16 protein-coding genes are annotated in these 20,049 nt (G+C 73.9%); 5 read left to right on the top strand and 11 right to left on the bottom strand.

The window, feature by feature from the left end:
- Positions 1 to 729: 729 nt before the first annotated feature.
- Positions 730 to 1,758 (top strand): tryptophan--tRNA ligase, encoded by a 1,029-nt coding sequence (gene trpS / locus QK440_RS07600; RefSeq protein WP_282792204.1) that lies wholly within the window; start codon positions 730 to 732, stop codon positions 1,756 to 1,758.
- On the opposite strand, the gene proC is transcribed toward trpS, so the two are convergent.
- The 5 genes from proC to QK440_RS07575 form a co-directional block, all read right to left on the bottom strand.
- A complete protein-coding gene (gene proC / locus QK440_RS07595; RefSeq protein WP_282792203.1) occupies positions 1,755 to 2,582 on the bottom strand; it encodes a pyrroline-5-carboxylate reductase in 828 nt (275 codons plus the stop codon). The genes trpS and proC overlap by 4 nt on opposite strands.
- A 100-nt stretch (positions 2,583 to 2,682) precedes the next feature.
- The gene (locus QK440_RS07590) at positions 2,683 to 3,489 is read right to left on the bottom strand and encodes an ABC transporter permease (protein WP_282792202.1); all 807 of its coding nucleotides are present in this window, start codon (positions 3,487 to 3,489) and stop codon (positions 2,683 to 2,685) included.
- Between the two features lie 434 nt (positions 3,490 to 3,923).
- Entirely contained in the window at positions 3,924 to 4,727 is an 804-nt protein-coding gene (locus QK440_RS07585) for an ABC transporter ATP-binding protein (protein WP_282792201.1), read from the bottom strand.
- A 194-nt stretch (positions 4,728 to 4,921) separates the two neighbouring features.
- Positions 4,922 to 5,692, bottom strand: a complete 771-nt coding sequence (locus QK440_RS07580) for a class I SAM-dependent methyltransferase (RefSeq protein ID WP_282792200.1) — start codon at positions 5,690 to 5,692, stop codon at positions 4,922 to 4,924.
- Positions 5,693 to 5,900: 208 nt separating this feature from the next.
- Positions 5,901 to 6,374: an EamA/RhaT family transporter gene (locus QK440_RS07575; RefSeq protein WP_282792199.1), complete on the bottom strand. Its 474-nt coding sequence runs from the start codon at positions 6,372 to 6,374 to the stop codon at positions 5,901 to 5,903.
- A gap of 151 nt (positions 6,375 to 6,525) precedes the next feature.
- Here QK440_RS07575 and QK440_RS07570 point away from each other — a divergent pair, with 151 nt between their 5' ends.
- Entirely contained in the window at positions 6,526 to 8,772 is a 2,247-nt protein-coding gene (locus QK440_RS07570; protein ID WP_282792198.1) for a PQQ-binding-like beta-propeller repeat protein, read from the top strand.
- A gap of 39 nt (positions 8,773 to 8,811) precedes the next feature.
- On the opposite strand, the gene QK440_RS07565 is transcribed toward QK440_RS07570, so the two are convergent.
- The 5 genes from QK440_RS07565 to QK440_RS07545 all read right to left on the bottom strand — a co-directional run bounded on the left by QK440_RS07565 (position 8,812) and on the right by QK440_RS07545 (position 14,091).
- The gene (locus tag QK440_RS07565; protein ID WP_282792214.1) at positions 8,812 to 9,072 is read right to left on the bottom strand and encodes an SH3 domain-containing protein; all 261 of its coding nucleotides are present in this window, start codon (positions 9,070 to 9,072) and stop codon (positions 8,812 to 8,814) included.
- Positions 9,073 to 9,431: 359 nt separating this feature from the next.
- On the bottom strand, positions 9,432 to 11,285 hold the full coding sequence (gene ilvD / locus QK440_RS07560; protein ID WP_282792197.1) for a dihydroxy-acid dehydratase: 1,854 nt from the start codon (positions 11,283 to 11,285) through the stop codon (positions 9,432 to 9,434).
- A 182-nt stretch (positions 11,286 to 11,467) separates the two neighbouring features.
- Positions 11,468 to 12,157, bottom strand: a complete 690-nt coding sequence (locus QK440_RS07555; RefSeq protein ID WP_282792196.1) for a TetR family transcriptional regulator — start codon at positions 12,155 to 12,157, stop codon at positions 11,468 to 11,470.
- On the bottom strand, positions 12,154 to 12,978 hold the full coding sequence (locus QK440_RS07550) for a sugar phosphate isomerase/epimerase (protein ID WP_282792195.1): 825 nt from the start codon (positions 12,976 to 12,978) through the stop codon (positions 12,154 to 12,156). The genes QK440_RS07555 and QK440_RS07550 overlap by 4 nt, the downstream gene beginning before the upstream one ends.
- Positions 12,979 to 13,158: 180 nt before the next feature.
- Entirely contained in the window at positions 13,159 to 14,091 is a 933-nt protein-coding gene (locus QK440_RS07545) for a Ppx/GppA phosphatase family protein (RefSeq protein WP_282792194.1), read from the bottom strand.
- A 350-nt stretch (positions 14,092 to 14,441) separates the two neighbouring features.
- Here QK440_RS07545 and QK440_RS07540 point away from each other — a divergent pair, with 350 nt between their 5' ends.
- Positions 14,442 to 15,245 carry a hypothetical protein gene (locus QK440_RS07540; RefSeq protein WP_282792213.1) on the top strand — a complete coding sequence of 268 codons (804 nt, stop codon included), beginning with the start codon at positions 14,442 to 14,444 and terminating at the stop codon, positions 15,243 to 15,245.
- A 66-nt stretch (positions 15,246 to 15,311) separates the two neighbouring features.
- Here the strand turns inward: QK440_RS07540 and QK440_RS07535 are convergent, their stop codons facing one another.
- Complete coding sequence (locus QK440_RS07535) at positions 15,312 to 17,051, bottom strand: hypothetical protein (RefSeq protein ID WP_282792193.1); 1,740 nt, start codon at positions 17,049 to 17,051, stop codon at positions 15,312 to 15,314.
- A 292-nt stretch (positions 17,052 to 17,343) separates the two neighbouring features.
- Here QK440_RS07535 and radA point away from each other — a divergent pair, with 292 nt between their 5' ends.
- Both radA and disA read left to right on the top strand, forming a co-directional pair.
- Entirely contained in the window at positions 17,344 to 18,753 is a 1,410-nt protein-coding gene (radA, locus tag QK440_RS07530; RefSeq protein WP_282792192.1) for a DNA repair protein RadA, read from the top strand.
- 89 nt (positions 18,754 to 18,842) lie between these two features.
- Positions 18,843 to 19,967: a DNA integrity scanning diadenylate cyclase DisA gene (gene disA, locus QK440_RS07525; RefSeq protein ID WP_282792191.1), complete on the top strand. Its 1,125-nt coding sequence runs from the start codon at positions 18,843 to 18,845 to the stop codon at positions 19,965 to 19,967.
- The last annotated feature ends 82 nt before the right edge of the window (positions 19,968 to 20,049 follow it).

Raw genomic sequence — 20,049 nt, 5'->3', positions numbered from 1 at the left:
GGTATCAACATATCTGGCGTTGACTTTTGGCACGCTGTTGAGTTCTCAAGGAACGGACGCTTCCTTTGTACTCACCCGCAGAATCTCTTCTGGGGCTTTCCTCCGGGCGCTTCCCTTCGGTATTTCGTGTTTCCGACTCTATCAGATCTTTCCGGCTTCCCGGTCCGTTCCGATTTCATCGGTGCTTTCCAGCCTTTCGGCCTTCCGGCGGTGTTGACTCTATCAGATCCTTTCGGGCCTGATTCCCTGTCAACCGGGTTTGTCTTCGCGGCTGTTGGGCCGTTCCGACGAGTGAGACTTTAGCGGATTCCCGGCTCCCGACGCTAATCGGGCTGGTTCTTGCGAACACCGGCTTCCTCATTTCGCAAAAGCGCACGGAAACGGAACGACGTCGGAGTCCTCGCGAACACGAAGAAGCCATGCATCGATCGTTTGAGTGGTTCTTGCGGAATGGCCGCCCGGGGACCGACCAGAGTCGGCGCTCACGTCGGGCAACTCGGAGAACACTACGTAGCGGCTCCCGGGGGTGTCAACTCCGGGCCTGGGGGCGCTACGGTGGACGCGTGACGACACACGCGTGCATCCAACTGTGGTGGGCCGCCTGACGGCGGCCGTACTCACGCGTGTACCCAACGGCCGCCGCCTCGGCGGCCGTTCGCGTATCTCCCTCCGGAGGACCTGAGCCCGGCCGCCGGGACGGCGGCCCCGTTCCGGAGGTGGAGAGCAGTCATGACGCGGATCTTCAGTGGGGTCAAGCCCACCGGGCACCTGACGCTGGGCAACTACCTGGGCGCCGTCCGGGGCTGGGCCGAGGTGGACCAGCACCGGGCCGACGCGCTGTTCTGCGTGGTCGACCTGCACGCCCTGACCGTGGAGCACGATCCGGCGCGGGTGCGCAGGCTCAGCAGGCAGGCCGCGACCCTGCTGCTTGCCTCGGGGCTCGATCCCGAGCGGTGCACGGTCTTCGTACAGAGTCACGTCGACGAGCACGCGCGGCTGTCGTACCTGCTGGAGTGCGTGGCGACCGACGGCGAGATGCGGCGGATGATCCAGTACAAGGAGAAGTCGGCGCTGGAGCGGGCGCGGGGCGGGAGCGTGCGGCTGTCGCTGCTGACGTATCCCGTGCTGATGGCGGCGGACATCCTCGCGTACGGGGCGGACGAGGTGCCGGTCGGCGAGGACCAGACGCAGCACGTCGAGCTGACGCGGGACCTGGCGGTGCGGTTCAACCAGCGGTACGGGCACACGTTCACGGTGCCGCGCGCGACGCGGCCCGAGGTGGCGGCGCGGGTCATGGACCTGCAGGACCCGACGTCGAAGATGGGCAAGTCGCACGAGTCCGGTGCGGGGATCGTCTACCTCCTCGACGAGCCGGACGCGGTGCGGAAGAAGGTCATGCGGGCCGTGACGGACAGCGGCGGCGAGGTCGTGTACGACCGCGGGGCCCGGCCGGGGGTCGCGAACCTGCTGGAGATCCTGGCCGCCTGCGAGGGCGGGGACCCCGAGGAGCTGAGCGGCGCCTATGACTCGTACGGGACGTTGAAGAAGGACACCGCGGAGGCCGTGGTGGAGGTCCTGCGGCCCGTGCGGGAGCGGCACAAGGAGCTGGCCGCGGATCCCGCGTACGTGGAGGAGGTGCTGCGGGCCGGGGCCGAGCGGGCCAGGGGGATGGCGCGGCCGACCGTCGACGCCGCCTACCGGGCGATCGGGCTGCTGCCGCCCGCGGCCGAGGGGCCCGCGGGCGGCGCGCGGGGTTAGCCGTTGCCGGAGGCCAGCTCGCGGCTGCGGTCGCGGGCGGCCTCCAGGGCGGCGATGAGGGCGGCCCGTACGCCGTGGTTCTCCAGTTCGCGGATGGCGTTGATGGTGGTGCCCGCGGGGGAGGTGACGTTCTCGCGGAGCTTCACCGGGTGCTCGCCGCTGTCGCGGAGCATCACCGCGGCGCCGATCGCGGCCTGGACGATCAGGTCGTGGGCCTTGTCGCGGGGCAGGCCCAGGAGGATGCCCGCGTCGGTCATGGCTTCGACCAGGAAGTAGAAGTACGCCGGTCCGGAGCCGGACAGGGCCGTGCAGGCGTCCTGCTGGGTCTCGGGGACGCGGAGGGTCTTGCCGACGGCTCCGAAGATGTCCTCGGCGTGCGCGAGGTCTCCGGCGGTGGCGTGGCTGCCGCCGGAGATGACGGACATGCCTTCGTCGACGAGGACGGGGGTGTTGGGCATGACGCGGACGACGGGGGTGTCCGCGGCCAGGCGCTCCTCTATGAAGGAGGTGGTGATGCCGGCGGCGGCGCTGATGACCAGGCGGTCGGCGGAGAGGTGGGGGGCGAGTTCGTCGAGCAGCCTGGCCATGTCCTGCGGCTTGCAGGCGAGGATCAGGGTGCCGGCGCGCCGGGCGGCCTCGGCGTTGCTCAGGGCCTCGACGCCGTAGCGGGTGCGGAGCTCGTCGGCGCGCTCCTGGCGGCGGGTGGTGACCAGCAGGTCGGCGGGCGCCCAGCCGGCCCGGATCATGCCGCTGAGCAGGGCTTCGCCGATCTTTCCGGTGCCGAGGACCGCGACGGTCTGGCTCGGCTTGCGCGTCTGGCTCATGGGCGAGGGCCTCCCGGGGTGCGTGGTTCGGGGCCATCCTCGCATCGGCGGGGGCGGGGGCGGCGGGGTGTCCGCCGGGCGGACGCCTGCCGCGGCGCCGTCAGGTCGTACGGCGGCGCAGGGTGGCGGCGCCCAGGGCCAGGACGAGGACGGCGCAGGCGGCGACGATCACGGCGTCGCGGACGAAGTCGCCGGTGATGTCGGGGTGGCGCAGCACCTCGTTCATGCCGTCGACGGCGTACGACATGGGGAGCACGTCGGAGAGCCCTTCGAGGACGGGCTGCATGGTGTCGCGGGGAGCGAAGAGGCCGCAGAGCAGGAGCTGCGGGAAGATCACCGCCGGCATGAACTGGACGGCCTGGAACTCGGAGGCGGCGAAGGCCGAGACGAACAGGCCGAGGGCGGTGCCGAGCAGCGCGTCCAGGAGGGCGACGAGCAGCAGGAGCCAGGCCGAGCCGGTGACGTCCAGGCCGAGGCCCCACAGGGCGAGGCCGGTGGCGAGGGCGGACTGGACGACGGCCAGGGCACCGAAGGCGAGGGCGTAGCCGGCGATGAGGTCGGCCTTGCCCAGGGGCATGGCGAGGAGGCGTTCCAGGGTGCCGGAGGTGCGTTCGCGCAGGGTGGCGATGGAGGTCACCAGGAACATCGTGATCAGCGGGAAGATCCCGAGGAGGGAGGCGCCGATGGAGTCGAAGGTGCGGGGGCTGCCGTCGAAGACGTAGCGCAGGAGCAGCAGCATCACGCAGGGGACGAGGACCAGCAGCGCGATGGAGCGGGGGTCGTGGCGGAGCTGGCGCAGGACGCGGGCGGCGGTGGCGAGCGTACGGAAGAGGAACGGCGTGAAGCGGGCTTCGGGGGCGGCCGGGGCTTGAGGGGGTGTGGTGGCGGGGGCCGGGCGGGTGGTCATCGGAGGCTCCTGGGGGGAGGTGGGTTGGAGGGGGAGCAGGGGTGAGGGGTTGGGGTTGGAGGGGCTGGGGTTGGACGGGGTGTAGGGGCTGGTTGGGCCGGTCAGGCCAGGGGGCTTGACGGGCCGGGCGGGCTGGGCGGACGTGGGCAGGTCGGGTGGGACGGGCTGGGCGGGCCTGGACGGCCGAGCGGGCTGGGACGGCCGAGCGGACCGGGCCGGGCTGGAGGGTCCGGGCGTGGTCGGACCGGGAGAGCCGGGCGGGCCGGATGGGCTGGACAGGCCGGTCGGGCCAGACGAGCCGCTCAGGCCGGATGTGCCGGAGGAACCGGTCAAGCCCGGCGAGCAGGACCGGTCGAGCAGGCCGGCCAAGCCGAGCAGGCCCGTCAGGGCGAGCAGGCCCGTCAAGCCGAGGGGGCCCGTCAGGCCGAGGAGGGTCATGAGCCCTGGGGCTCGCTCGCGGCGTTCGCCGCGTCGACGAGGTGGAGGAACGCCTCCTCGACGGTCGCCGAGCCGGTGCGGGTGCGCAGCGCTTCCGGGGTGTCGTCGGCGAGGATCTCGCCCGCGCGCATGAGGAGCAGGCGGTGGCAGCGCTCCGCCTCGTCCATGACGTGGGAGGAGACGAGGATCGTGGTGCCGCGTTCGGTGGCGATGGTGTGGAAGAGGTCCCACAGGTCCCGGCGGAGTACGGGGTCGAGGCCGACCGTGGGCTCGTCGAGCACCAGCAGCTCGGGCGCGCCGAGGAGGGCGACGGCGAGGGAGACGCGGTTGCGCTGGCCGCCGGAGAGGTTGCCCGCGAGGGCGTCGGCGTGGCCGGTGAGGTCCACGTCGGCGATGGCCCGGGTGACGTCCGCGCGGCGGCGGGCGGCCGCGGCGGGGCCCGGGGAGAGGACGGCGGCGAAGTACTCCAGGTTCTGCCGGACGGTGAGGTCGTCGTAGACGGAGGGGTCCTGGGTGACGTAGCCGATGCGGGAGCGCAGGGCGGGGGTGCCCGCCGGGTGGTCGAGGACGTCCAGGGTGCCGGTGACCTTGGCCTGGGTGCCGACCACGGCGCGCATCAGCGTGGACTTGCCGCAGCCGGACGGGCCGAGGAGGCCGGTGATCTGGCCGCGCGGGACGGTGAAGCTCAGGCCGCGCAGGACGGTGCGGTGGCCGCGGACCGCCTTGAGGGAACGGGCGCGGATGGCCGGGGCGGTGGTGCCGGGGGCCGGGGCGCGGGAGGGAGAAGCAATATTCATCATGTGATGATTATTGCGCGCGGGAGGGTGGCCGCGTCAAGGTGTCGGGCTTCTCGGCCGCGGTGTTCGTACCGTTTCGGTGCGCGCGTACGACGGACGGGCTGGAGGGTGTCTCCAGCCCGTCCGGGGTGCTCGGGGTTCAGATGGCGCCGCGGACGAGTTGGAGGGTGTCTCCAGCCGTCCGGGGTGCTCGGGGTTCAGGTGGCGCTGCGTACGACCGTGACGTCCACGGCGTAGGCCTCGGGCACCACTCCGTCGGGGAACTGCCCGAGGAGGTGGGCGCGCTCGTCGGCGAGGACGGGGGCGGCGCGGTCGGGGCCCAGGGCGGCGAAGTACGAGCGGCTGCCGAGGTGGGCCAGGTGCACGTCGAGCGGGACGGGGCGCGTCCAGTGCAGGCGGCGGTGGACCGGGCCGAGCCCCGGGGCCACGCGGTCGACGACGCGGGCGCTGTCGCCGGAGATGCCGTGGGCGTGGTAGCCGGGCAGGCGGGACTTCAGGCGGGCCTCCTGGGCGGCGGCCCAGGGGACGTCGGGGTCGGGGGTGTTCCACCACAGGGCGAGGGCGCCGCCGGGGCGCAGCACGCGCAGGGCCTCCGGTACCGAGAGTTCCGGTGTGGTCCAGTGGAAGGCCTGGGCGTACGTGACGAAGTCGGCGGAGGCGGTGGCCAGCGGCAGGGCGTCGCCCGAGCCGCGGACCAGAGGGGTGCCGGGCAGGGCCGCGCGCAGGTGGGCGCCCATCTCCGGGCCCGGTTCCACCGCGACGACGTGGGCGCCGCGGTCGCGCAGGAGGCGGGTGGCTATGCCGGTGCCGGCGCCTATGTCGGCGACGTCGGCTCCCGCCAGGGGCGCGCCTGCCAGTTCCTCGACCGTGGTGAACAGCTCGGGTGGGTAGCCGGGGCGGGCGGCGGCGTACTGGGCCGCTACGGAGTCGAAGCTGAGGGCTAAGGCGGTTGGGGGGTGAGGTGTCATGAGGCCATCGTGGCCTGCGCGGGGCGCCCCCAACCATGGGCGCGCTCCGCGCGCGGGCGCCCCTTTCCCGAAACCGGGGGCCGCCGCCCCTGGGCCCCGCTTCTCTCGTCCGGGGCTTCGCCGCTTTCCCCCTCTTTGGCTTTCCCCCTCTTTGGCGCTTCGCGCCTCCTCCGCGGATGCCGGACGGGCTGGGGTGCCCCGGCCCGGGTTACTTTCTGCGGCGCTTCTTGCGGCGCGCGTACTGTTCGAGCGCCGCCTCGTACTCCTCGCGGTGCAGCCGCTCGCCCGGGGCCTCCTTGAGGGAGCGGAAGAAGTAGGCGAGGAGGGAGCCGATGAAGCCGATGGTCATGAGGCTCCGCATGGACGCCACCGACTGCGGGTCGTGCCGCTTGGCAAACCCCTCCCACGTGCGCCGGAAGGCGATGGCGCTGCAGATCGCGAACATGACCACGACCAGCAGGTTCACGAAGGAGCCCACGGCCGCGATCTCCAGGCCCTCGTACGCGAAGCGCAGCACCAGGCAGCCCGCGGCGGCGGCGGCGAGCGAGCCGACGGCGACGCCGGCGCGGCGCGCGGCATAGCCGTCGGTGTGCTCCAGCCACGTCGTGCCGAAGAAGCGGATGGGCTCGGGCCGGGGCCCGGCCGGGGTGCCGGGCTGCGCGGTACGGGGTTCTTCGCTCACGCCCCTGATTATCGCCCGGCCCGGGCGGGGCGGGCCGCGGTGAGCCACGCCGTACTTCTCCCCCGCCTTGCTCCGCCTCCCCCGTCGGCGGCTAGTTTGTGCGGACAGGCGGTTCGTACGGGGGACGGCCGGTACCGGGAGGTCGAAAGAGGTGTCGCTCCGCTCAGGGGACCCTGAGGAGATCGGTGGTTATCCGCTCGAGTCGCGGCTCGGCTCCGGCGGCATGGGCACCGTCTTCCTCGCGCGTACCGCGTCGGGGCGGCCGATCGCGATCAAGCTGATCCACCAGCAGTTCGCGGACGACGACGAGTTCCGCATCCGCTTCCGGCAGGAGGTCGCCGCGGCCCGCCGGGTCAGCGGCGCGTTCACCGCGGCCGTCGTCGACGCCGACCCCGAGGGGCGGCACCCGTGGATGGCCACCACGTACATCGAGGGCCCCACGCTCGCCCAGCGCATCGCCGAGCACGGGCCCATCGGCGGCGCCGAGCTGCGCTCCCTCGCCATCGGGCTCGCGGAGGCGCTGCGCGACATCCACCGCGCGGACGTCGTGCACCGGGACCTGAAGCCGTCCAACGTCGTCCTGTCGCCCGAGGGGCCGCGCGTCATCGACTTCGGCATCTCCCGCGCCGCGGACCAGCAGACGCTCACGATGACCGGCCGTGTCATCGGCACCCCGCCGTTCATGTCGCCGGAGCAGCTCCAGACGCCGCGCGGGGTCGGGCCGTCGTCGGACGTCTTCTCGCTCGGGACGCTGCTGGTGTACGCGGCGACGGGGCAGGGGCCCTTCGACGCGGACAGCCCGTACATGACGGCGTACCAGGTGGTGCACGAGGCACCGGCGCTCGACGACGTCCCGGGCACCCTGCGCGCGGTCGTCGAGCCCTGCCTCGCCAAGGACCCGGCCGCCCGCCCCACGGTCGACGAGCTGCTCGTACGGCTGCGGGACCTGCCCGTGGAGCTGGGGGCCGCCGCGAGCCACGCGAACCGGACCCGGGACACCGACACGCAGCACCATCTGGCCGGGGCGTCGGACAGCACGGCGGGCACCGCGGCCGCCCTGCGCCCGGCGGGGCCGAAGGACGCCCGCGGCGAGCGCCGTGGCCTGGGGCGGCGGTTGCGCAGGCGGTGGCGGCCCGTGCTCGCCGCGGTCGTGGCCGTGGCGGCCATCGGGGGCGGCGTGGCGGTGCTCAGGGCGAGCACGGAGGGCACGGGGGGCGCCCGCGACGGCGGCCCCGACGGCAGGGGGCACACCGTCGCGGCGACCGGGGTGCCGCTGCCGCGGGGGTTCCGGCCCTGGCGGCAGAACGTACCGCCGGGCAAGTCGAAGATCACCGACGAGCTGCGCTGCGTGCCGCGCGGCGACTCGGCGTACTGCGGGGGCGGCGGCGTGATCGCGACCCGCGTCCGGATCGCCGACGGCCGACGGCTGTGGACGGCGCACCACCCGGGCATCCCCGTGCAGGGCACGCACCTGGCCGGGGTGGCGGGCAAGGACACGGTGCTCGGCTACCGTCTGCCCGCCGACGACTCTGGGCCCGGCGAAGTGGTGGCCCTCGACGCGGCGAAGGGCGAGGAGCTGTGGTCCGCCCGGTACGGCAGCCAGTCCCTGGCGCTGTCGGGCCGCGACACCGACGCCGCGCTGGCCGGGTCCACCGTCCTCACCGTCGACGCGGGCCGCACCCGCGTCGAGGCCCGCGCGGCCCGCTCCGGGAAGGTGCTGTGGACGACGCCGTTCCCAGGAGGCCTGGACTGCGCGCCGGTCGCCGAGCACGACCGGGCGTACCTCATGTGCGGGCCGGGCCAGGAGGTGTCGACATCCGAGGTGCGGCACGTCACGGTGTTCGGCGTCGACCTCGCCTCGGGCACGCTCGGCGAGGGCGTCGCCGTCCGCGGCCCGCTCCAGGTGCTCGGCGCGCGCGGCGGACAGCTCGTCCTGGCGAGGCAGCGGGTGGGCGAGATCGGCGTCATCGAGTACGAGGCGGTCGTCCGCGTGGACGCGGCGCGCGGCAGGGCGACCACGACGCGGCTGGCGAAGAGGTACGGCGGGGCGCCGGCGCTCGCGGGCGACAGGGTCTACTTCACCGAGCAGAACGGCGAGGTCAGCGCGGTCGACGCCACCACCGGCAGGCCCGCGTGGACCCGGCAGGCGGGTGTGGAGGGCGCGGCGGGTCCGGTGGCCGGGCCCGGGGCGCTGTACTTCAGCTCGGCCAGCGGCCGGGTCGCCGCGCTCGCGCCGCGCGACGGCAAGCTCCTGTGGACGACCGACCCGAGGACCAACGGCAGCGCGGACGTGGGCGCGAGTCCCCGCGTCGCCCTCGCCGGCCGCGCCGCGGTCGTGTCCGGCGCCGGGAACCTGCTGTACGCCTTCGACACGGCGAAGCCGCCGCGGTCCGGGTGAGCCCCGGGCCGCGACGGCCTCGCACGACCGGGCCGCGGGTCAGCAGCGCGGTGCCACGTACCCGTCGCTGCCCGTGCGCACGTAGGTGTCAGACACGTACCGCCCGCTGCCGATGCGGTCCCATATCTTCGAGGTGCCGGTGGGGCCGGTGACCGTCTCGCCGGACTTCTGGCAGCTGATGGTGACGTGGGCGCCGGCGCTGAGGCGGCCGACCTTGGCGTACGAGGTGCCGGGGCCGGAGCGGACGTTGACGTCGGCGACGACCGCGTAGCGGCGAGCCACCGCCGCCTCCACCGTCAGCTCGGCGCCGTTCGCCACGTCGATGACATCGGGTACGTCGATGACGTCGGGTACGTCGATGACGTCGGCCGTGCCGGCGGCGGCCGTGGCGACGGTGTCGGTCGTCGCGATGGCGTCGGTCGTCGCGATGGCGTCACGTCCGGCGAGGGTGTCGACGGCGTCGGGCATGGTCAGTTCTTCGCTGCTCATGGTGGTCCCCCGTGTGTGCGTGTTCCACGTGAAACAGGCGGCGCGGGCCGCACTGTGGACTGTGCGTCACACCTTAGACGCGCCCGCGCACCACACCAGTTGCAGGACAAACCAGGACAGTCGACCCTCGGCCCGGACGCGGCGGCGGGCGCCCTGCCGGGCCCCGGGGCTCAGCCCAGCCGTGACACGTCCCGCACCGCGCCCTTGTCCGCGCTCGTCGCCATCGCGGCGTACGCGCGCAGGGCCGCGGAGACCTTGCGCTCCCGGGACTTGGGTGCGTACGTGCCACCGAGGGCCGCGCGGCGGCGGTCCAGTTCGGCGTCGTCGACGAGCAGTTCGATCGAGCGGCCGGGGATGTCGATGCGGATGCGGTCGCCGTCCTCGACGAGCGCGATGGTGCCGCCGGACGCGGCCTCCGGCGACGCGTGGCCGATGGACAGGCCCGAGGTGCCGCCGGAGAAACGGCCGTCGGTGACCAGGGCGCAGGCCTTGCCGAGGCCGCGGCCCTTGAGGAACGAGGTGGGGTAGAGCATCTCCTGCATGCCGGGGCCGCCCTTGGGGCCCTCGTAGCGGATGACGACGACGTCGCCCTCCTTGACCCGCTTGTTCAGGATCTTCTCGACGGCCTCCTCCTGCGACTCGCAGACGACGGCCGGGCCCTCGAACGTCCAGATCGACTCGTCGACGCCCGCCGTCTTCACGACGCAGCCGTCGGCCGCCAGGTTGCCCTTGAGGACCGCGAGGCCGCCGTCGCTGGAGTAGGCGTGGGCGACGTCGCGGATGCAGCCGTTCGCGGCGTCCGTGTCGAGGGTGTCCCAGCGCTCGGACTGCGAGAACGCCTCGGCGGAGCGCTTGCAGCCGGGGGCCGCGTGCCACAGCTCCAGGGCCTCGGGGAGCGCGGCGCCGCCGCGCACGTCCCAGTCGTCCAGCCACTGCTTGACGGAGGTGGAGTGGACGGTGTGCACGTCCTCGTTGAGCAGGCCGCCGCGGTACAGCTCGCCGAGGATCGCGGGGATGCCGCCCGCGCGGTGCACGTCCTCCATGTAGTACGTGCCCTGCGGGGCCACGTTCGGGGCGACCTTCGCCAGGCAGGGGACGCGGCGGGAGACGGCGTCGATGTCGGTGAGGTCGTAGTCGGCGCCGGCCTCCTGGGCGGCGGCGAGCAGGTGCAGGATCGTGTTGGTGGAGCCGCCCATGGCGATGTCGAGGGCCATGGCGTTCTCGAACGCGGCGTGCGTGGCGATGTTGCGCGGCAGGACCGAGTCGTCGTCCTGCTCGTAGTAGCGCCTGGTCAGCTCGACGACCGTGGCGCCCGCCCTCTCGTACAGCGCCTTGCGGGCGGTGTGGGTGGCGAGCACCGAGCCGTTGCCCGGCAGGGACAGGCCGATGGCCTCGGTCAGGCAGTTCATGGAGTTGGCGGTGAACATGCCGGAACAGGAGCCGCAGGTCGGGCAGGCGTTCTCCTCGATGCGGAGGATGTCGTCGTCCGAGACGTTCTCGTTCGACGCGTCGACCATGGCGTCGATCAGGTCCAGCTTGCGGACGGTGCCGTCGACGAGGGTGGCCTTGCCCGCCTCCATGGGGCCGCCGGAGACGAAGACCGTCGGGATGTTCAGGCGCAGGGCGGCCATCAGCATGCCGGGCGTGATCTTGTCGCAGTTGGAGACGCAGATCAGGGCGTCGGCGCAGTGGGCCTCGACCATGTACTCGACGGAGTCGGCGATCAGGTCGCGGGACGGGAGGCTGTAGAGCATGCCGCCGTGGCCCATGGCGATGCCGTCGTCGACCGCGATCGTGTTGAACTCGCGCGGGATGGCGCCGGCCGCCTTGACCGCCTCGGAGACGATGCGGCCGACGGGGGCGAGGTGGGTGTGGCCCGGCACGAACTCGGTGAAGGAGTTGGCGACGGCGACGATCGGCTTCCGGCCGATGTCCGCGCCCGGTACCCCGGAGGCGCGCATCAGGGCGCGGGCGCCCGCCATGTTGCGGCCGTGGGTGACTGTGCGGGACCTCAGCTCGGGCATCGTCGCTCGCTCCTTCAGATACGGCTGTCGATACGGCCGAGCGTACGCCCATGATCCAAGATCCGGACAGGGTGTCCGGATGCCGGGACGGGTGTCTCGGGCCGGGTGTCCCGGGCCGGGCGGCGCCTTGCGGACGCCTGGGGCGGGCGGCTCAGGCGGGGCCGGGGCTCGGGCCCGCGGGCTCAGGCGGGGCCGGGGCCCGGCGCGGTCGTGCCGGTGCCGGTGTCTGTGCCTGCACCTGCGCCGGGGAAGCCGGTCAGGTGGCCCTGGACGACCGGGGCCAGCCGGGCCACCAGCTCCTCCAGGTCCGTCGAGGCCAGCGGCTCGACCTGGATGACGTACCGGAGCATGAAGATGCCGACCAGTTGGGCCGCCGCCAGCTCGGCGCGCAGGTCCGCGTCGGGCTGGTCCAGGGTGCGGGCGATGCGGGACAGGAGCTGGGCGGCGACGAGGCGGCGGAAGACGGCGGCGGCGGTCTCGTTGTTGACCGCCGAGCGGACGATCGCGAGGAGCGGCGCGCGCGTCTCCGGGTTCTCCCAGACGCCGAGGATGAAGCGGGTCAGCCGTTCGCCGACGCCCTCCGGGGGGCCGTCCTCGACGGCGACCGGGGCCCCCAGGGCGGGCGCGAAGGCCACCTCGACGGCCGCGGCGAAGACCTGCTCCTTGGTGCCGAAGTAGTGGTGCACGAGGGCCGAGTCGACGCCCGCCGCCTTGGCGATGGAGCGTACGGAGGTCTTGTCGTAGCCGTGCGCGGAGAACTGCTCGCGGGCCGCGTCCAGGATCACCTCGCGGGTCGCGGGGCCCTGCTCGGCCTGGCTGCGGGAGGGGCGGCCCCGGCGCCGGGGCGCGGAGGCGGCGGTCCGGCCGGTCACGGGCGCGGCACCTTCACCGACGACGCCAGGTGCAGCCGCGTGAAGGCCAGGGCCTCGGCGAGGTCGGCCTCGCGCTCGGCGCTGGACATGGCGCGGCGGGTGTTGACCTCGATGACGACGTGGCCGTCGAAGCCGGAGCCGGCCAGGCGCTCCAGGAGCTGGGCGCAGGGCTGGGTGCCGCGGCCGGGCACGAGGTGCTCGTCCTTCGCGGAGCCCTTGCCGTCGGCGAGGTGGACGTGGCCGAGCCGGTCGCCCATGCGGTCGACCATCTCCAGGGCGTCGGTGCGGGCGGTGGCGGTGTGGCTGAGGTCTATCGTGAAGTGGCGGTAGTCGTCCTTGGTGACGTCCCAGTCGGGGGCGTACGCGAGCATCTCGCGGTCGCGGTAGCGCCACGGGTACATGTTCTCCACGGCGAACCGCACGTCCGTCTCCTCCGCCATCCGCCAGATGCCCTGGACGAAGTCGCGGGCGTAGCCGCGCTGCCAGCGGAAGGGCGGGTGGACGACGACGGTCGAGGCGTCCAGCTTCTCGGCGGCGGCCCGGGCGCGCTGGAGCTTCACCCAGGGGTCGGTGGACCAGACGCGCTGGGTGATCAGGAGGCAGGGCGCGTGCACCGCGAGGATCGGGATGCGGTGGTAGTCGCTGAGGCGGCGCAGGGCTTCGATGTCCTGGCTGACGGGATCCGTCCACACCATGACCTCGACGCCGTCGTACCCGAGGCGCGCGGCGATCTCGAAGGCCGTCGCCGTCGACTCCGGGTACACGGAGGCCGTCGACAGGGCGACCTTCGCATCCGGGATGCGCACGACTGGTTCCACCACGGGGAACAGGGTACGGGGCCCCGCCCCGGAGCGGTGAGGCGGTCTCCGGCCCCTGCCCTGTCCTTGACGCCGGGCCTGCCCTGCCGGGGGCTCGCCTGCGGCGGGTGCGCGTCGCTCGTGGCCGGGCGCGCGCCGTTCCCCGCGCCCCCTCGGTGCGCCCCTGTGAGCGCGGTCGCCACGTCAGCCCGGCGGGAGGTGGTCCAGGCGGCGGAGGATGACGCCCTCGCGCAGGGCCCAGGGGCATATCTCGACGCACTCGACGCCGAAGAGGTCCATGGCGCCCTCGGCGACCAGGGCGCCCGCGAGCAGTTGCCGGGCCCGGCCCTCGGAGACGCCGGGGAGCTCCGCGCGCTCGGCGGCGGACATCGCGGCGAGCCGCGGCACCCAGTCCTCCAGGGACTTCCGCTTCAGCTCGCGCTGCACGTACAGCCCCTCGGTGGAACGGGCCGCTCCGGCGAGCCGGGCGAGCTGCTTGAAGGTCTTGGACGTCGCCACGACGTGGTCGGGGCTGCCGAGGCGGCTGAACTCCCCCACCGTGCGCGCGATCTCCGCGCGCACATGGCGCCTGAGGGCCCGTACGTCGTCCGGGTCCGGCGGGTCCTGCGGCAGCCAGGCGGCGGTGAGCCGGCCGGCGCCGAGCGGCAGGCTGACCGCGGCGTCCGGCTCCTCGTCCATGCCGTACGCGATCTCCAGGGAGCCGCCGCCGATGTCGAGGACGAGCAGCTTGCCCGCGGACCAGCCGAACCAGCGGCGCACGGCGAGGAAGGTGAGCCGGGCCTCCTCCGCGCCGCTGAGGACCTGGAGGTCGACGCCGGTGTCCGCGCGGACCCGGGCGAGCACCTCGTCGGCGTTGGTGGCCTCGCGCACCGCGGAGGTGGCGAACGGCAGCAGGTCCTCGACGCCCTTGTCCTCGGCGGCCTGGAGCGCGTCACGCACGGTGGCGACGAGCAGGCCGATGCCGTCGGGGCCGATCGCGCCCTCCGCGTCGAGGAGCTGGGCGAGGCGCAGTTCGGCCTTGTGGGAGTACGCGGGCAGCGGGCGCGCGCCGGGGTGGGCGTCCACCACCAGCAGATGCACCGTGTTCGAACCCACGTCGAGGACACCGAGTCTCATGTACGGAACGCTACTGCTCCGCCGCCCGCGGACGGTCCCGGGGCGGCCCCGGGCACGCATACCCTGGAGACGTGCCAAAGACGAAAAAGGCGAAGTCCGACAAATCGAAGCCCGTGCGCACGCCGGAGCCCTCGGAGCTGTCGGCGCCGCCCGCGCGGGACGGGGCGGAACAGGCAGATAAGGCGGAAAAGGCCGAGAAGTACGGCAAGAAGATCAAGCCAGGCAAGACTGACAAGCCCGGCAAGCCCGGCAAGCACGAAAACAGCGACAAGCCCGGCAACAGCGACAAGCCCGGCAACAGCGACAAAGGCATCAAGGGCAGTATCAAGGGCGGTGCGGCCGGCAAGGCCGTGCGGAAGCTCCGCAAGGCGCCGACCGCGGTGCCCCCCGTGCCCGTCGACGACGAGAAGGGCCTCGACTTCGCGCGCGCCTGGGTGGAGTTCCCGGACCCGGCCGACGACGAGCAGGTCTTCCGCTGCGACCTGACGTGGCTGACGTCCCGCTGGACCTGTGTCTTCGGCAGCGGCTGCCAGGGCATCAAGGCGGGCCGCGCCGACGACGGCTGCTGCACGCTCGGGGCGCACTTCTCCGACGAGGAGGACGAGCAGCGGGTCGCGGGGTTCGTGGAGCGGCTGACGCCCGACATCTGGCAGCACCACGACGTGGGCCGGGAGTCGGGCTGGGTGTCGGTGGACGAGGACGGCGAGCGCCAGACGCGGCCGTACAACGGCTCGTGCGTCTTCCAGAACCGCCCGGGCTTCGCGGGCGGCGCGGGCTGCTCGCTGCACATCCTGGCGCTCAAGGAGGGCCGGGAGCCGCTGGAGACCAAGCCGGACGTGTGCTGGCAGTTGCCGGTGCGGCGGACGTACGACTGGATCGAGCGGCCGGACGACACGAAGGTGCTCCAGGTGTCCATCGGGGAGTACGACCGCCGGGGCTGGGGCCCGGGCGGGCACGACCTGCACTGGTGGTGCACGTCGGCGACGTCGGCGCACGGGGCGGGCGAGCCCGTGTACGTGTCGTACCGGCCGGAGCTGATCGAGCTGATGGGCAAGGAGGGGTACGACCGGCTGGTGGAGCTGTGCGAGGCGCGGCTCGCGTCGCAGTTGCCGCTGCTGGCTCCGCACCCGGCGGATCCGCCGCACCGGGGCTGAGGAGTTCGCCCCGGGGGCGCGGGCGGGGGCGCGTGGGTAAGCCCCCGCGCCCCGGCAGGCGGCGCTTCAGCCCTGCCCCGGGTCCCCGCTCGGGGAGGGCGTCGGGGCGGGGTCCGTCGGGGTCGGCGTGGGCGTCGGGCTCGGCGGCGTCGGGTCGGGTCCGGGCGGGGTCGGCGTCGGCTCGCCGTCGCCGCTCGGCGTGGGCATCGGGTCCGGCAGCGTGGGGCCCGGACGGGTGGCGGTCGGGCGCGGGCCCGGCTGACCGGTCGGGCGTGAACCGCCGTACCCCGCGAGGGAGATGACGGCGCCCGTGGGGCCGATCGTGACGCGCGCGCTCCAGTGGCCGGCCGGCTCGCGGGCGTCGTCGACGTACACCCGGATCGTGAACGAGCGGCCCGGGGCGAGCGTTCCCGAGGCCTGGCTCAGGATCAGCCACGGGGCGCCGGTGCTGGCGGACCAGCGGACGGGGGCCGCCCCGGACGCCGTGAGCGTGATGAGGGTCACCCCGGCGCCCGACCGGGCCTGGACGGCGAGGCGGCCGCCGCCGGGCGCCGTGAGGGACCCACCGGGGCTGAGCACCTCCACGGAGACGCCCGGCCCCTCGCGTCCCTCGGCGGAGCGGGGGTCGGGGGTGGCCTTGGCGTTGCCCGCGTTCTCGTAGCTGTCCCGCGCGCGGGAGCCGTCCCCGCCCGGGCCGTCGTCGGCCTCCGTGGCGCTGGAGGAGCGGCCGTCGGTGCCCTCGCCGGTGAGGGGAGCGCCGCGGTAGGCGGCCCACAGGGCGAGGACGGGAGCGGCCACGACGGTGGCGACGACCGTGGTGGTGACGGCACGCGCGCGGAAGCGCTCGCGGCGCGCGGCGTGGTCCTTGGGGTCCATGGGGAAGCCGCGCCGGTCGAAGCGGGGACCGCCGCGGGCCCTGCGGTGGGCGCGCGGGGCGTGGGCCATGGCGTGGTGCAGGGCCGCGCGCGGGGCCTCGACCAGCGGCAGCGCGGCCGGGGTGACGGCGGTGCCGGGCCAGGCGCCGGAACCGGCGCGCTCGGCGGTGCGGCGGCAGCGCGGGCAGTCGTCGACGTGCCGGACCAGCTCGCGGCGCAGGGCGGTGCCCAGGAGCACCTGGTTGTCGCCGGTGAGGCGGGCGACGATGGGGCAGGCGCCGGTCTCGACGACGGCGAGCGCGGCGCGGGTGCGCTCCACCTCGCAGGCGGCGGAGGCGAGCAGTTCGCGGGCGGCCGCGGGGTCGAGTCCGAGGACGGCGGCGACCTCCTGCGGCGTGAGCTGGTGGCGGACCGCGAGCTCCAGGGCCTCGCGCTGCTCGGGGGTCGTACCGGCGGCCTCGGGCCAGGCGAGCCGGGCCAGTTCGTGGCGGCGGGCCCGCTCGGTGTCGTCCGCGTCGTCCGCGTCCGCCGGGGGCGGGTCGGCCGGGCGCGGGGGCGCGGGCGGGGCCGCGGGCGGCGTTCTGGCGGCCCCGGACCCGGCGGCGTGGGCGCCCTGGCGGCCGCTCCTGCGGGCCTCGGCGAGCGCGCGCAGGCACATCCAGCGGGCGAGCGCGTAGAGCCACGCGCGCGTGTCGCCGTCCGGGCGGGGGCCGCGGCGCTCGGCGAGGGCGAGGACGTCGCCGAGCGCGGTGGTGGCGGCGTCGTGGTCGCACAGGACGGACAGGCAGTACGTGAACAGGCCGTCCAGGAACGGTTCGTAGCGCCCCGGGGGCGTCTGCGGGACCGTGCGCGGCACCACACGGCTGCGGGCGCCCGCATACATCCGGTGCGCGCCGGTGGTGTACGTGGGGATCTCCGGACTGCTGCTCATCACCCGTGCGAAGTTAGGCGCATGATGCAGCGGGCTTCCTCCCTCTTGAGCGCATTTAATCCTTACGGGTGAACAGATCCCTCGAAAGGGGACAGGAGGCCACGCTTCCGTTGTCCGTTCGACCGATGCCGGCCGGTGCCGCGCCGGAGTGTGCCCCTGGCGGCGGGGTGGCGCGTGCCGGCGGGGCCCGGCGGACATCCTCGGGCCGAGCCGGCGGGCGTCCCCGGGCGCACCGGCGGGCACCCCTGGACGCAGGGGGGCGCTGTCAGTGGCTGCCGCTACGGTTCGTTCCATGGCTGCCCGTACGAAAACCGCCAAGGACCGTCCGTCCTACCGCTGCACCGAATGCGGCTGGCAGACGGCCAAATGGCTCGGCCGCTGCCCCGAGTGCCAGGCCTGGGGCACGGTCGAGGAGTACGGCGCGCCCGCGGTGCGCACCACCACCCCCGGCCGCGTCACCACCTCCGCGCTGCCCATCGGCCAGGTCGACGGCCGCCAGGCCACCGCCCGCTCCACCGGCGTGCCCGAGCTCGACCGCGTCCTCGGCGGCGGCCTGGTGCCCGGTGCCGTGGTGCTGCTGGCGGGCGAGCCCGGCGTCGGCAAGTCCACGCTGCTGCTCGACGTCGCGGCGAAGGCGTCCTCGGACGACCACCGCACGCTCTACGTGACCGGCGAGGAGTCGGCGAGCCAGGTCCGGCTGCGCGCCGACCGCATCGGCGCGCTGGAGGACCACCTGTATCTGGCGGCGGAGACCGACCTGGCCGCCGTCCTCGGCCACCTGGACGCGGTGAAGCCCTCGCTGCTGGTCCTGGACTCGGTGCAGACGGTCGCGTCCCCGGAGATCGACGGCGCCCCCGGTGGCATGGCGCAGGTCCGGGAGGTCGCCGGGGCCCTGATCCGGGCCTCCAAGGAGCGCGGCATGTCCACGATCCTGGTCGGCCACGTCACCAAGGACGGCGCGATCGCCGGCCCCCGCCTCCTGGAGCACCTGGTGGACGTGGTGCTGCACTTCGAGGGCGACCGGCACGCGCGCCTGCGCCTGGTGCGCGGCGTCAAGAACCGGTACGGGGCGACGGACGAGGTCGGCTGCTTCGAGCTGCACGACGAGGGCATCGTCGGTCTCGCCGACCCCAGCGGCCTGTTCCTCACCCGGCGTGCCGAGCCGGTGCCGGGCACCTGCCTGACGGTGACCCTGGAGGGCCGGCGCCCGCTGGTCGCCGAGGTCCAGGCGCTCACCGTGGACTCCCAGATCCCCTCCCCGCGCCGCACCACCTCGGGCCTGGAGACGTCCCGCGTCTCGATGATGCTGGCGGTCCTGGAGCAGCGCGGCCGGATCAGCGCGCTCGGCAAGCGCGACATCTACAGCGCCACCGTGGGCGGCGTGAAGCTGTCCGAGCCGGCCGCGGACCTGGCCGTGGCGCTCGCGCTGGCCTCCGCGGCCAGTGACACCCCGCTGCCGAAGAACCTGGTCGCGATCGGCGAGGTGGGCCTCGCGGGCGAGGTCAGACGGGTCACCGGGGTGCAGCGCAGGCTGGCCGAGGCGCACCGCCTGGGCTTCACGCACGCGCTCGTGCCGGGCGACCCGGGGAAGGTGCCGCCCGGTATGAAGGTCATCGAAGTCGCCGACATGGGTGACGCGCTGCGTGTCCTTCCGAGATCGCGTCGCCGAGAGGCCCCACGGGAGGACGAGGACCGCCGGTAGACTTTGCCCAGGTCTCGCCCATCCGTACGAGTCAGGCGTACGGGAGAGGGTCGGCCAGGCCTCGGACAACCTGCGACCGGAGGAGTGCAGTGGCAGCCAACGACCGGGCAGCGGTTCCCGGTAAGCCCGGTGGCGGCTCCGGTGCCGACGGCTTGATGCGTGCCTCGCTGAGCGCGGTCGCGCCGGGCACCGGCCTGCGGGACGGCCTGGAGCGCATCCTCCGGGGCAACACCGGCGGTCTGATCGTCCTCGGCTCCGACAAGACCGTCGAGTCGATGTGCACGGGCGGCTTCGTCCTGGACGTGGAGTTCACGGCGACGCGCCTGCGCGAGCTGTGCAAGCTCGACGGCGGCATCGTGCTGTCGTCGGACCTGTCGAAGATCCTGCGCGCGGGCGTGCAGCTCGTGCCGGACCCCACGATCCCCACGGAGGAGACGGGCACGCGCCACCGCACGGCGGACCGCGTCAGCAAGCAGGTCGGCTTCCCCGTCGTGTCCGTGTCCCAGTCGATGCGGCTGATCGCCCTCTACGTGGACGGTCAGCGGCGCGTCCTTGAGGACTCCGCGGCGATCCTGTCACGTGCCAACCAGGCCCTCGCCACCCTGGAGCGCTACAAGCTGCGCCTGGACGAGGTCGCGGGCACGCTCTCCGCCCTGGAGATCGAGGACCTGGTGACCGTGCGGGACGTCACCGCGGTCGCGCAGCGCCTGGAGATGGTGCGCCGCATCGCCACGGAGATCGCCGAGTACGTGGTGGAGCTCGGCACCGACGGGCGGCTGCTCACCCTCCAGCTCGACGAGCTGATCGCGGGCGTCGAGCCCGAGCGGGAGCTGGTCGTACGGGACTACGTCCCCGAGCCCACCGCCAAGCGCTCCCGCACCGTCGACGAGGCGCTCGCCGAGCTGGACTCCCTCAGCCACGCCGAGCTGCTCGAACTGTCCACGGTGGCCAAGGCGTTGGGCTACACCGGCTCCCCCGAGACGCTCGACTCCGCCGTGTCCCCGCGCGGCTTCCGCCTCCTCGCGAAGGTGCCGCGGCTGCCCGGGGCCATCATCGAGCGGCTGGTGGAGCACTTCGGCGGGCTGCAGAAGCTGCTCGCCGCGAGCGTCGACGACCTCCAGACGGTGGACGGCGTCGGCGAGGCGCGGGCGCGGAGCGTCCGCGAGGGGCTCTCGCGGCTCGCGGAGTCCTCGATCCTGGAGCGCTACGTCTGACCTCCGGCGGAGGCAATTCCCGGGCCGGGCCCCTGCGGCCTTCCGGTCCCCTCAGGCCCCTCGGTCCGCGAGTCCCCCCGGT

This window comes from Streptomyces sp. CC224B (genome assembly GCF_030010595.1).
GTDB classification, from domain to species: domain Bacteria; phylum Actinomycetota; class Actinomycetes; order Streptomycetales; family Streptomycetaceae; genus Streptomyces; species Streptomyces longispororuber.
Note: the sequence above shows the minus strand (reverse complement) of the source record. Positions and strands in the feature narration are given on the sequence as shown.